This is a genomic window from Hyphomicrobium sp. MC1 (assembly GCF_000253295.1).
Classification (GTDB): Bacteria; Pseudomonadota; Alphaproteobacteria; order Rhizobiales; family Hyphomicrobiaceae; genus Hyphomicrobium_B.
The window spans coordinates 4,108,962-4,121,625 of the sequence record NC_015717.1; the positions used below are offsets into that span (position 1 = coordinate 4,108,962).

The window sequence follows — 12,664 nt, forward strand, 5'->3', positions numbered from 1 at the left end:
AGCCATATTCAGAACGTCGGAGGGCTGATGCCTCCGCACAAAGCGAATTTCAAAGTGTCTGGAGGCATGCATATGACGAAGGTTTTGGTCCTCTATTATTCCAGCTACGGCCACATCGAGAAGATGGCGGAGGCGGTGGCGGCAGGCGCGCGCGAAGGCGGCGCCGAGGTGACGATCAAGCGAGTGCCCGAGCTAGTGCCGGAAGAGGTCGCGCGGCAGTCGCATTTCAAGCTCGATCAGGCGGCGCCGATTGCGACGGTCGATGAGCTTCCGAACTACGACGCGATCATCATCGGCGTGCCGACCCGCTTCGGCAACATGCCGGCCCAGATGAAAAACTTTCTCGATCAGACGGGTGGTCTCTGGTTCGGCGGCAAGCTGATCGGCAAAGTCGGCAGCGTCTTCTCATCGACGGCTACGCAGCACGGCGGTCAGGAGAGCACGATCCTGTCGACGCATACGGTTCTGCTTCACCACGGCATGGTGATCGTCGGACTGCCGTACTCGTTTCAGGGGCAGATGGGCGTCAGCGAAGTGACCGGCGGCTCGCCTTACGGCGCGACAACGATCGCGAACGGTGACGGCTCGCGTCAGCCCTCGGCCAACGAACTTGCAGGCGCCCAGTTCCAGGGCCGTCACGTCGCGCAGATCGCGGCCATGCTGAAGGCGTAAGCCTCACCAATTCGGACCGTTGCCGAATTGGCGACGGTCCGCTTCCACCGGCTCCGATTGAAGCGCCGGATCGACCCTCCACATAGCAGATCAACCTAGTGACATCTCGTGCGAACGAGAGAAAGGACAAGCCATGTCTGGTATTCACCACATCACTGCGATCGCTGGCGATGCGTCCCACAATCTCGACTTCTACACGCGCGTTCTCGGCCTTCGCCTGGTCAAGAAGACCGTCAACTTCGACGATCCCGGCACCTATCACCTCTACTTCGGTGATGAGACCGGCACGCCCGGCACGATCCTGACGTTCTTCCCGTGGGCACATGCGTCCAAGGGCCGGAATGGAGTCGGGATGGCGCAGCAGACGATGTTTCGCATTCCCGAGACCGCGATTGGCTATTGGACACACCGCTTCGTCGAGAAGGGCGTGCCGCATGAGGCGATCGAGAAGCGCTTCGGACAGTCGGTCCTGCAGTTCACAGATCCGGACGGCATGAGCCTCGCTCTCGTCGGCGTGGCTGGTGCCGAAGCCGAGGCCGCTTGGACCGGCAGTGACGTTGCAGCGGAAAACGCTATTCGCGGTTTCCACGGCATCCGATTGTTGCTTGAAGACGTGAAGAGCACGGGCGATATCCTGACGGATGTGTTGGGCTTCACGGAAGCGGGCAGCGAGGGCAACGTCACGCGGTTCGTGGCGAAAGGCACGAAAACCGGAAGCGTCGTCGAAATCCACGAGGCGAAGGGCTTTCTTGCGGCTCGCATGGGCCGGGGCTCTGTCCATCACGTCGCGTTCCGCGCGGCGTCGGATGAAGAGCAGGCCGAGATGCGCAAGAAGCTCGTCGAGAACCATCGCATCCAGGCGACGGAACAGATGGACCGCAACTACTTCCGGTCGATCTACTTCCGCGAGCCGGGCAGCGTGATTTTCGAGATCGCAACCGACCAACCAGGCTTTGCCGTCGATGAGCCGGTGGCCACCTTGGGACAGGCATTGAAACTGCCGTCGTTCCTTGAAGGTCAGCGGAAGGAAATCGAGGCAGTGCTGCAACCGTTGGAGAAGGCAGCATGACGACAAACGTCATTCGTGCGGGCGCACCTTTGGGTGCCGCCCGTGCGGCGATGATCTTGGTTCACGGACGTGGAGCAAGTGCCGAGGGTATGCTCGGCCTTGCGGACGCATTCGAAGCCAGCGACATCGCCTATGTCGCTCCGCAGGCGCGTTCGGGCAGTTGGTATCCGCAGTCTTTCATGGCGCCGATTGCCCAGAACGAGCCGCATCTCAGCAGCGCTCTGAAAACGCTTTCGGACGTCGTCGCGGATGTCGAGCGGCAGGGCGTGCCGTCCGAGAAGATCGTGCTTTTAGGATTTTCCCAGGGCGCGTGCCTCGCGCTCGAGTTCGCAGCCCGGAACGCTCGCCGTTTCGGCGGCGTCGCAGGCTTGAGCGGCGGCTTGATCGGACCAGAAGGAACGCCGCGTACTTATGCAGGCTCTCTCGCGGGCACGCCGGTATTCCTCGGATGCAGCGATGTCGACTTTCACATTCCGCTCAAGCGGGTGAACGAGTCGGCAGAGGTTCTTAAGGCGCTCGGCGGTAACGTGACGGAGATCATCTACCCCGGCATGGGCCACACGATCGTGCAGGACGAGGTTGAGCACGTTAAGAAGATCCTCAGGGATCTCTAACGGCCGCACAGGACAGGTGTTGGAATGGACTTCGACTTCGAAACACTTGCAGCGGACGATCGCTACAAGCTTCTCACCAGCACGATCGTTCCGCGGCCCATCGCCTGGGTAACGACACGAGCAAAGAACGGCGCCCGCAATGCGGCGCCGTTCAGCTTTTTCAACGCCATGGGCAAGGACCCGGCGCTGCTTGCCGTCGGCATCATGACCGACGGCGACGGCAGCATGAAGGACACCGCCCGCAATATCCTCGACACGGGGGAGTTCGTGGTCAATCTCGTGCCGCGCGTGGCGGCGGAGGCGATGAATTTAACGTCGCTCGATGCGCCGCCGGATGTCGACGAGCTTGCATTGACCGAGCTTGAGACGGTCCCGTCGCTCAAGGTCAATCCAGAGCGGATTGCGATCAGTCCGGTTTCGTTCGAATGCCGGCTGCATACGCCGCTCATATTTTCCAACCAGCTGCTCGCGATTGGCGAAGTCGTGCAGGCACATATTGCCGACGAGGCCATGCTCGACCCGGCGAAGCTCTATGTCGACACGCCGAAACTCGATCTGATCTCGCGGCTCCACGGCCGCGGGCTCTATGGAACGGCGGAGACGGCGTTTCAGATGCAGCGGCCCCGGTCGCATGACGCGCTGAAAAAGGAAAAGGCGCGAGATTGATCTCGCGCCTTTGTCCGAATTTCGTTAGTGGACCGCGAGCGTTTCTTACGCTTCGTGCGGAATATTCCGGGTCGATTCGAAGAGGAACCACACGCGGCGTTCGGCTTCGTCGATCCAGTTTTCGAGAAGGCTCGCCGTAGCGACATCACCATGCTCGTCGCAGAGATCGTGGAGCTGGCGCATTTCGTCCGCCAGCTGCAGATTGTCGTCGCGAAGCTCTGCCAGCATATCGTTCGGCGAAACGAAATCGGCGTCGTTGTCGAGAATGCGCTTTTGGCTGTTGATCTGGCCGATGGAGCGGATCGTCGTACCGCCGAGTTTGCGGGCGCGTTCAGCGATATCGTCCGTCGCCGCAAAAATCTGCTCGCTCTGATCGTCGAGAAGCAAATGGTAGCTCCGGAAATTCGGGCCGGACATATGCCAGTGGAAGTTCTTCGTCTTGATGTAGAGCGCGAAGAAGTCGGCGAGCAGCGCCGAGAGCGACGCGGAGATATCCTTGATGGCGTTGTCAGAGAAGTGCGACGGCGTATCGAGTGGAGCCTTACGCCGGGATTTGGTCGTATCCGCTTTCATGTTCATCTCTTCCTTGGCTATGCGTTGGGGGGGTGTGAAAAGGGCTTTGTAATTGATCAGGCGGTAGATACCGCCACATTGATCGAGGTCATCCAGCAGCCTCCTCGACGACGACTTTAATCAATGAGCACATTTTTTCTACGGTTGGCTGAATGGCGGGCGGAAGGTCATATCTTTTCGCGAGCCAGACTAAATCCTGATACGAAATCCATGTCGCGGAGCGCTCGTCCTGCCAGACCAACGCCTTCAGAGGCAGGTCCAAGCCGATGGTCTGCTCACTTTGCATAAGCACGGTGCCCGCCTTCGGGTTTCCGAAGAATAGCACTTCTGTCGGTCGGAGATCGAGGCCGGCTGCCGTTGCGCCCGCTTCATGGTCTATGCGTGCAAAAACCGTCATGCCGTGGCTGGACGCGGTCGCCGCCAGCCGGTCGGCCGTCTCCTTTGGACCATGGGAGCTTTGGAGAGTGATCAATCCTTCGACCATTTTTGCCGACGCTTCTTCCGGTTCCGGCGCGAGATTTTGGGGCCGCCACTGTTAGCTCCGACCGCCGGTCATTGTCCACCGGGCCCGACGCAAAATCGTGCATTCAGAAAAATTGCGACAAATGCCACCGCTTGGCGGCTCTCGCGGGTGACGACATTCGGGCGGTCGTCTAATCGTGTCTGGACTAATCCGACTCAAAGAGGGGAAGAATGATGCCGCGCCTTATGACGCTGCCGGCCGTGCCGGCCGTATTGAGTATTACGGCTGGCTACGTCGATACGTCGAGCTTTCTCGCTTTGAGTGGGCTCTTCACTTCACATGTAACGGGAAACTTCGTGACGCTCGGGGCATCGCTTGCCCAGGGTTCATCGGATACAATTGCCAAGATATTAGCACTGCCGCTTTTCTGCGCGGTGGTGTTTGCGACGCGACTACTGCGTTTCCAGCTTGAGAAAAGCGGCCTGCCGATTCTCGGCATCTGGCTTACGCTTCAATTCATTTTGATGACGATTGCCGGCGTGCTTGCCGTTCGCTACGGCCCCTTCCCCGATGCGGATACGGTTCCCGCCGTCGCTGTCGGTCTTATTCTGGTCGTGGCGATGGCCATTCAAAATGCGTTCCATCGCATTCACCTTGCGAACTATCCGCCGACGACCATCATGACCGGGACGACAACGCAGGCGATGCTCGATCTTGCCGATCTCGTTCATGGCGTGTCCGTCGATAAGAAGCCAGCCGTGACGGCACGGGTCACCAACTTGCTCAACGGCATCGTGGCCTTCGCGCTCGGTTGCGCAGCCGCTGCCGTGACTTATGCTCACGTCAAAGAGTGGGTTTTCATCGGCGCTCCAATTTTCGCAGCGATGACGATCGGCTTCTATATTCGGGAAAAGTCTATCGGCGCGCGATCTGGGTCGGCATGAAAAACGCCGACATTCGTCTGGCAGCGTTTCCGTATTGCATGTGCCGGTATCAAGCGTGGGCGTGGGCTTCCGTGTAGCGCGGCGCCGGCTTGCTAAGGGAGAGATTGGGACGAAGCGCCAGACGCGCGGCATTGAGATCGTTCCAGTCCTTGATGTTTGGTAGCGCCGGGATCGTGACCAATTCGCCGAGGTCCAAGCCTGCGAGCGCCGCATCGACCATCGGCTCGACGTCCATGATCATTTCCGGCGGATATTTGTTGACGTCGATGCCTGCACGTTCCCAGATTTCCGTTCGCGTCGCGCCGGGAAGGACGGCTTGAACGCGCACGCCGGCATCCGATAGCTCAGTATTGAGCGTGAGGGACAGATTCAGAACGTAGGCTTTCGAAGCGCAGTAGACGGCGCTGGCGATTTCAGGCGCAAGAGCCAGGACCGATGATACGTTGATGAGAGTGCCCGACTTTTTTCCGGAGAAGTTGGCAGCGGCAGCCGACGCCAAATGCGTCACCGCAGTGATGTTCAGATCAATCAGCCGGTCGGTGAGGGCGAGGTCGGCATTAGCCATGGCGCCGTTGTAGCCTATGCCCGCATTGTTCAGCAGAAGCGTTATCGCTTTGTCTTCCTGCAACCGCTTGGTGATAGCGGCGAGATCGGTCTTCGAAGTCAGGTCGGCAGCGGCGACCTCGACCGACCTGCCAGTTTCGGATTTGATACGTTGGGCAAGTGCTTCGAGCCGCTGTGCATCCCGTGCCACGAGCAGTAAATCATACCCACGCTTGGCAAGCCGATCGGCGTACACAGCGCCGATGCCCGATGAGGCGCCGGTGACAAGGGCCGTTCCCTTAGAATTCGACATTTGACGTTCCTTTTGTTGTCGTCGTGTGAATTTCGAAATGGCGAGGCTTCGCCAATATATATATTTTATACATCATATAAAATGGCGTACAGAATTATCATCTTGGCCAACCGGCCTAGCAGCTGCCATTCGAAACTTCGTCAGGTGTCCAATAGGGCGTCCCGCACCGCCTGCATAATCTCGTCGGAGACGGGCGAGCCCTTCGTCGATCGCGATAGAACCACTGCCCCGACGAGCATGGCGATCTGTGCTAAAGCATCTTCGCGCGCGGCGGCTTTGTCCTTCCTTTTGCGTGACAGAAGCGGTGTCAACCGCTCGACCATCACGTTAAAACCGGCGGCAAATGCCGTTCTGATCTGGCCTTTGGGGTTTTCGCGTGCCATGTCTCCGCACATGGCGGCGGCCGGACAACCGAGGCCGATGGCGTCGCGGTGTGCTTTCGTCGTGTAGCGTTTGATAAATTCCACTCGCGCTGATTTTTTATCGGCGCCGTTGCGTTGCTCGATCCCGTCGTAAATGCTGCGGCGCTCTTTAAACGCGCGTTCACAGGCCTCGGCGACGAGCGCCTCTTTCGAATCGAAATGACCGTAAAATCCGCCGTGTGTCAGGCCGGCTTCCGCCATGACGGCGGGAACGCTCACACCGTCGATGCCGTACTCAAGAAAGAGCTTCGATGCTGCATTGAGCACGTCTTCGCGGTGTTGATCTGCTTCCTTGCGCGATACTCGCGGCATTCTTTTTTCTCCTTGGGCCTAAGCGTGGGTCGACGCGCCGTTGCGTTGGCCCATGACCAAGCATGTCTCTGTCCCGTGAGCGACAAGGTTCCCTTCCTTGTCGAAAGCCTTCCCTTCCGAACTCGCAATGCGACCGCCGAGCGAAAGCACGACGCCTTCACACCGCAGGACACCCGTCGAGGCAAAAACTGGACGCACGAAATTGGTCTTGAGTTCCAGCGTCGTATACGATTGTCCGGCGGGCAACATGGATTGAATAGCACACGCCATTGCGGTGTCGAGAAGGGTTGCAATCCAGCCACCGTGAACCGTCCCCATCGGGTTATAAAATTGCTCAGTTGGCGTCCCTTCGAAAACGATACGGCCGATCTCAATCTCTTTCGGCAAAATTCCGGTCGCGCGGCTGAATGGCGGCGCGATAAGCGCACCATCCCGCAGCGCAACAAGAAAATCCAATCCTGACATCGCTGCCGCAACATGGGGCGACACAATCCCGGTCTTCATCGGCTCATCCAATTTCGTTTTCTCGCGGCGCGCGTTGAGGTGCGTCAACATTCGGCGTTGCGGGGCGATGCACTCACTTGCATTACGTCTATCATATATTATGTCGGCCATCATGAATAGCCAAGAAGGCGGAGGAGCCCCACCAATGCGTCAGGACCCGATTGTCATCGTATCTGCGGTTAGGACGCCTCTCGGGCGGTTTCTGGGCGATCTTGCCCCGCTCCAGGCTTCGGAACTCGGCGCGCACGCCATCCGGGCCGCACTGGAACGGGCTAAGCTGGCGCCAGAGAAAGTGGACGAGGTTCTTTTCGGTAATGTGCTGACGGCGGGACAGGGGCAGGCGCCGGCACGGCAGGCCGCACGCGCTGCCGGACTGCCCGATGCGACGGGTGCGACGACCGTAAACAAGGTTTGTGGGTCAGGCATGAAAGCCACGTTTCTCGCCCACGATCTGCTCGCCGCGGGCTCGGCTGATATCGTCGTCTCGGGCGGCATGGAATCGATGTCGAACGCGCCGTATCTGCTGCAGAGGGCCCGTGCGGGTTTTCGCGTCGGGCACGGACAGGTGCTCGATCACATGCTACTCGACGGCCTCGAAGATGCTTACGAAAAAGGCCGCAGCATGGGCGATTTCGGCGAGGCAACGGCTGAGGCCTATCAGTTCACGCGGGCGGATCAGGATGCGTTCGCAGTCGAGACACTGACGCGCGCGCGCTCCGCTATTCAGTCCGGAGCATTCAAAGCCGAGATTGCTCCGATCCGCATCGCGACCAAAGAGGGCGAGAAGGTCGTGGTCGATGACGAGAACCCGCTCAAGGTCTCACCGGAGAAAGTTCCGAAGCTGAAACCAGCGTTCCGGCCGAACGGCACGATAACCGCGGCCAGCTCGTCGGCAAACGCCGATGGGGCGGCAGCTCTGGTTCTAACGCGCCGCTCGCTTGCAGAGCGCGAAAGACTACCGATTCTTGCAGAGATCCGCGCACACGCCACGCACAGTCAGGAGCCGGCCTGGTTCACGACCGCGCCAATTCCCGCCATTCGCAAAGCCTTGGCAAAGGCGGGGTGGGAGGCTGGGGACGTCGATCTTTACGAGATCAATGAAGCGTTCGCGGCGGTCGCGATGGCCGCGCAGAAGGATCTTTCGATCGCGCGCGATAAGCTCAACGTCAATGGCGGCGCGTGTGCACTCGGACACCCGATCGGTGCAACGGGCGCGCGGTTGATCGTGACTCTGCTGCACGCGCTTGAGCGGCAGGGAGCGACGAAAGGGATCGCGTCGGCTTGTATCGGCGGTGGCGAAGCGACCGCAATCGCTATCGAGCGCGTTGGGCATTGAACTCTGCGTGATGGGCCTCAGGAGAGGCCCATCCGTGACTGGAGCCGATCGGTCGAAGCTCTGATCAGGCGATCTGAGACGATGCCGATGAAGGCGATGGCAAAACCGGCGGTCAAACCGCGGCCGGCATCGGCCTTGGCAAGCGCGATGAAGACCTCCTGGCCGAGATCGCGCGTTCCAATCATGGCGCAGATAATGATCATGCTCAGCGCCAGTAGCACGGTCTGATTGATACCGAGCATGATCTCGGGGAGCGCCAGGGGAAGCTGCACGCGCCAGAACATCTGGCGTGGCGTGCATCCAGATACGGTCGCAGCCTCAATCAGGCTTTCGGGAATCTGGCGAATGCCGTGGTTGGTGTAGCGAATTGCCGGAACGATCGCGAACAGGACGGTTGCGATCATGGCGGTCACGTCGCCTACACGGAACAGCATGACCACCGGAATGATGAAGCAGAACGACGGCAGCGTCTGCAAGGTGTCGAGGACCGGCGTCAAGAACGCCGCGAAACGATCGCTGCGCGACGCAAGGATGCCAATCGCAATTCCGAACACGGCACAAATGATCGCCGACACGCCGCAGAGATAGAGCGTCGCCATCGACTTTTCCCAAAGTCCCGTGACGGCGCAGAATGACGTCATCAGAACGACGAGCACGGCAAGGCGCATACCGGACAGACGATACCCTGCCAGTCCGACGAGCAGAACCATTCCGAGCCAAGGAAAATCGACGAGAAAATCTCGGATCGGGTTCAGGATATAGAGCAGCAGGAAGGTGCGGAAAGCTTCGATGGCATCGAAGAAATGGATGTTGATCCAATCGACGGCCGCCTTCCAGTAGGGAGCAGTCGAAACCTTTATAGCGGCCGGGACGGCTGCGAACGCCGGCACATAGACGCTCAAAATCGTGGTGACAGCGAGAATGGCGACGGCCAGCGTCAGCATCGGGTTTCGCTGTATGAAGTTCTGGTCCTGCACGTGCATGGCGGGACGCTGACGGGCCGCCGCCTGACTCAACCGATCGAGAACGATCGCAAGCGCGACAATCGCAAGGCCGGCTTCCATGCCCTGGCCGATCTTCAGCGCTCGAAGAGCGAGAAGCACATCATAGCCGAGACCACCGGCGCCGATCATCGACGAGATGATCACCATATTCAGGGCCAGCATGATCACCTGATTGACGCCGACCATCAATGTCGCGCGCCCTGAGGGAACCAGCACCCACCACAATTTCTGGCGTTGCGTGCAACCGACCATTTCGCCGAAATCATCAATCTCGTGAGGCACGCGCTTCAGCGCAAGCACGGTGGCGCGCACCATCGGTGGCATTGCGAATATGGCAGTTGCGAGCATGCCCGACACCGGACTGTTTCCGAACAGGAGCAGCATCGGAATGAGATATGCGAACGTCGGCATCGTCTGCATCAGATCGAGCATCGGCTGGATGATCGTGCGATCGATCCAAGGTTTCCGAAAGGCGACGACGCCAAGCATCAACCCAACGATAACGCACAACGGCACGCTGATAACGATGAGTGCCAATGTCAGCATGGCGCTCGTCCACTGCCCGAAGAGGGCGATGTAGAGCATGCAGGCTGCGGCCAATGCCGAGAGACGCCAACCACCGAATTTGTAGCCCGCGATCGCAAATGCTGCGCACACACCGATCCACGATAGACGCGGTAGAACGACCGCCGTGGGGCCGTAACCGGACTTCCAGCCCTTGGCGAGTAGGTCAATCGCCCATTGCAGTGGCACGTTGAACACGTCGGTAATGCCGCGCGTCAACCACATGAAATTCGACTTGAGCCACGCCATGATTGCCGAGATCCACTTGGAAATCGGGATAATGGCGGCGTCGGGGTACTTAACGGCCCACGGGGCGACGCTCGGAATGAGATAGAGGATCGCGACAACGGCGATGGCCACAATCCAGATCAACGTCGGGGTAGAGATGGCGGACGGCCGGATGGGCGCCGTCGTGTCTGCGACGGTCATACACGTGCCTCTTTAGCGAAGTCGCGATCGGCAAGGATATCGATAACGTCATCGGGCGTCACTTCACCGAGCGGTCTGCCATCGGCGGCGGTGACAAGAAAGTTCTTGCGGACACCGACGATGCGAGCCGAAAACGATGAGATCTTATCTTTTGCGCCGACTGTTCCGCCGTAGTCGGCAGATGGCGAAACCGGGCGCATCAGACTTGCTGCCGACATCACCTTCGAGCGCTGGACGTCGCGCGTGAATTCGGCGACGTAGTCTGTTGCGGGATGGAGCACCAGTTCTTCCGGCGTGCCGATCTGTATGATTTCCCCATCCTTCATAATGGCGACGCGGTCGGCCAAGCGGATCGCTTCATCGAAATCGTGAGTGATGAAGACAATGGTTTTCTTCAGCACGCTTTGAAGGCGCAGCAGTTCGGCCTGCATCTCGCGCCGGATCAAGGGATCGAGCGCGGAAAACGGCTCGTCGAGGAACCAGATTTCCGGTTCGACCGCGAGGCTCCGCGCAATACCGACGCGCTGCTGCTGGCCGCCTGAAAGCTCACGCGGATAAAACTGCTCGCGCCCGCTGAGGCCGACAAGCTCAATAACTTTGCGCGCGCGTGCCTCGCGCGTCTTGCGTTCGACGCCTTGAACGGAAAGCGGAAAAGCGATGTTTTCGAGCACCGTCAGATGCGGCAGCAGGGCGAAGTGCTGAAATACCATACCCATGCGGTGACGACGGATCTCAATCAATTCATCAGGGGATGCTTTCAGCAGGTCGATGCCGTCGAGTTCGATCTTTCCCCACGTGGGCTCAACCAATCGAGAGAGACAGCGAACGAGCGTCGACTTGCCTGAGCCGGACAAGCCCATGACGATGAAATTTTCGCCGCGACGAACTTCAAGCGACGCATGCCGGACGGCGCCGACGAGCTGGGCTTTGCTCAGGTCTTCGGATGTCGGTGCGCCGTTGTGTTTCGCCAGAAAATTCTTCGCGCCTTCGCCGAAGACTTTCCACACATCCTGGCACAACAGTTTAACCGGACGATCGTCAGTCGCCGACGTCGTATCATCGCGCAGGGGCGCTTGGGTGTTCATTTTAGGATCGCTCCATCGCGCCAAGCGCGCCGTGTGGCCTCAAAAACAGACGGGAACCGACAGCCTGCGATGGCACACCGGTTCCCGTCGCGTCTTCACTCAATGCTGCAAAGGAAGATCAGCCGAACTCTTATTTCGCCCATTCCTTCCACTTGGCCTCGTTGGCATCGACCCAAGCCGCGGCGACGTCATCCATCGACTTGCCGTCGAGATCGATCTCACCTGACATCTTGTTCAGTTCGTCAGTATCGATCGTGTAGTTTTTGGCGACTTTGTAAGCGACGGGCCATTTATCTTTCAGGCCTTTCCAGGAGTACTTCCAGATTTCGCCGTGCGGCTTGCCGCAATCGTACTTCTTATCCGGGTTCACACCCCACTTCGGGTCAGTGTAGCAGGCCGGTTCATATTCCGGAAACTGAACCCACTCGCCTTTGTATTTCGCCGGGGCCCAATGCGGTGAATAAATCCAGAGCATGATCGGCGCTTTGCGCTGATAGGCGGAATCGAGTTCGGCAAACATCGCGCCGTCGGTGCCTGCGTGGACAACAACGAACGGCAGGCCGAGGGCTTCGACGCGCTCGTCATCAAAACCTTCCCAGGTCACGGGACCGCCGAGATAACGGCCCTTCGGCGCCGTATCGGGCGTCGAGAAGGCTTCGGCGCACTTGGGATCCTTCAGAGCTTTCCAATCAGGAAGGCCGGGGCACTTTTCTTTCATGTACTCCGGGAACCACCACTCTTCCTTGGCTTTGGGACCAAGCTTGCCGAGCCGCTCGGTCTGGCCCGTGGCGTCGGACGCCTTCATCGCTTCGCGCGCGGTCGTATCCCAGTACTCGACGCCGATATCGATATCGCCGTTCGTCAGGCCGGTGGTGAGGCTCGAGAGATAATCGGCCGTCGGGTATTCAACGTTGTAGCCGAGTTTGGTGAGAATGCCGCCAAGGATCTTGGCGTTGAGATTGACGCTCGTCCAATCGAACAATGCAATCTTGATTGGATCTTGCGATTCAGGAGCGCCCGCCATGGCTTGGCTAAAACTCGCCAGCGATACGATCGCGGCGCAGGCCCCCCCGGCCAAAACGCGTTTGACGGCAGTGTACATAGATCAGCCTCCAAGCCAAATCAGTTGAGGTCGAATTGCAGAAATCGCG

The 12,664-nt window shown here is 59.2% G+C and carries 14 protein-coding genes; 6 read left to right on the top strand and 8 right to left on the bottom strand.

The window, feature by feature from the left end; genetic code table 11:
• Positions 1–72: 72 nt before the first annotated feature.
• The 4 genes from wrbA to HYPMC_RS19755 all read left to right on the top strand — a co-directional run bounded on the left by wrbA (position 73) and on the right by HYPMC_RS19755 (position 3,021).
• Complete coding sequence (gene wrbA, locus HYPMC_RS19740) at positions 73–672, top strand: NAD(P)H:quinone oxidoreductase (RefSeq protein WP_024276526.1); 600 nt, start codon at positions 73–75, stop codon at positions 670–672.
• 133 nt (positions 673–805) lie between these two features.
• Positions 806–1,741 (top strand): ring-cleaving dioxygenase, encoded by a 936-nt coding sequence (locus HYPMC_RS19745; protein WP_013949873.1) that lies wholly within the window; start codon positions 806–808, stop codon positions 1,739–1,741.
• On the top strand, positions 1,738–2,355 hold the full coding sequence (locus HYPMC_RS19750; RefSeq protein ID WP_013949874.1) for an alpha/beta hydrolase: 618 nt from the start codon (positions 1,738–1,740) through the stop codon (positions 2,353–2,355). Before HYPMC_RS19745 ends, HYPMC_RS19750 begins: the two co-directional genes overlap by 4 nt.
• Positions 2,356–2,379: 24 nt before the next feature.
• Complete coding sequence (locus tag HYPMC_RS19755; RefSeq protein WP_013949875.1) at positions 2,380–3,021, top strand: flavin reductase family protein; 642 nt, start codon at positions 2,380–2,382, stop codon at positions 3,019–3,021.
• A 45-nt stretch (positions 3,022–3,066) separates the two neighbouring features.
• Here the strand turns inward: HYPMC_RS19755 and HYPMC_RS19760 are convergent, their stop codons facing one another.
• Positions 3,067–3,594, bottom strand: a complete 528-nt coding sequence (locus HYPMC_RS19760) for a Dps family protein (protein WP_013949876.1) — start codon at positions 3,592–3,594, stop codon at positions 3,067–3,069.
• 88 nt (positions 3,595–3,682) lie between these two features.
• The gene (locus HYPMC_RS19765; protein ID WP_013949877.1) at positions 3,683–4,078 is read right to left on the bottom strand and encodes a DUF302 domain-containing protein; all 396 of its coding nucleotides are present in this window, start codon (positions 4,076–4,078) and stop codon (positions 3,683–3,685) included.
• Between the two features lie 209 nt (positions 4,079–4,287).
• Here HYPMC_RS19765 and HYPMC_RS19770 point away from each other — a divergent pair, with 209 nt between their 5' ends.
• The gene (locus tag HYPMC_RS19770; protein WP_013949878.1) at positions 4,288–5,001 is read left to right on the top strand and encodes a YoaK family protein; all 714 of its coding nucleotides are present in this window, start codon (positions 4,288–4,290) and stop codon (positions 4,999–5,001) included.
• A gap of 49 nt (positions 5,002–5,050) precedes the next feature.
• Here HYPMC_RS19770 and HYPMC_RS19775 read toward each other — a convergent pair whose 3' ends face one another.
• The 3 genes from HYPMC_RS19775 to HYPMC_RS19785 all read right to left on the bottom strand — a co-directional run bounded on the left by HYPMC_RS19775 (position 5,051) and on the right by HYPMC_RS19785 (position 7,095).
• A complete protein-coding gene (locus HYPMC_RS19775) occupies positions 5,051–5,857 on the bottom strand; it encodes an SDR family oxidoreductase (protein WP_013949880.1) in 807 nt (268 codons plus the stop codon).
• A 140-nt stretch (positions 5,858–5,997) separates the two neighbouring features.
• Positions 5,998–6,591 (bottom strand): TetR/AcrR family transcriptional regulator, encoded by a 594-nt coding sequence (locus tag HYPMC_RS19780; protein WP_013949881.1) that lies wholly within the window; start codon positions 6,589–6,591, stop codon positions 5,998–6,000.
• A gap of 18 nt (positions 6,592–6,609) precedes the next feature.
• Complete coding sequence (locus tag HYPMC_RS19785) at positions 6,610–7,095, bottom strand: PaaI family thioesterase (protein ID WP_157135479.1); 486 nt, start codon at positions 7,093–7,095, stop codon at positions 6,610–6,612.
• Positions 7,096–7,240: 145 nt separating this feature from the next.
• On the opposite strand from HYPMC_RS19785, the gene HYPMC_RS19790 reads away from it, so the two are divergent.
• A complete protein-coding gene (locus HYPMC_RS19790) occupies positions 7,241–8,431 on the top strand; it encodes an acetyl-CoA C-acyltransferase (RefSeq protein ID WP_013949883.1) in 1,191 nt (396 codons plus the stop codon).
• A gap of 17 nt (positions 8,432–8,448) precedes the next feature.
• On the opposite strand, the gene HYPMC_RS19795 is transcribed toward HYPMC_RS19790, so the two are convergent.
• The 3 genes from HYPMC_RS19795 to HYPMC_RS19805 form a co-directional block, all read right to left on the bottom strand.
• Positions 8,449–10,428 carry a proline/glycine betaine ABC transporter permease gene (locus tag HYPMC_RS19795; RefSeq protein WP_013949884.1) on the bottom strand — a complete coding sequence of 660 codons (1,980 nt, stop codon included), beginning with the start codon at positions 10,426–10,428 and terminating at the stop codon, positions 8,449–8,451.
• A complete protein-coding gene (locus HYPMC_RS19800; protein ID WP_013949885.1) occupies positions 10,425–11,513 on the bottom strand; it encodes a glycine betaine/L-proline ABC transporter ATP-binding protein in 1,089 nt (362 codons plus the stop codon). Before HYPMC_RS19800 ends, HYPMC_RS19795 begins: the two co-directional genes overlap by 4 nt.
• Before the next feature lie 130 nt (positions 11,514–11,643).
• Entirely contained in the window at positions 11,644–12,537 is an 894-nt protein-coding gene (locus HYPMC_RS19805; protein WP_244421068.1) for an ABC transporter substrate-binding protein, read from the bottom strand.
• Between the last annotated feature and the right edge of the window lie 127 nt (positions 12,538–12,664).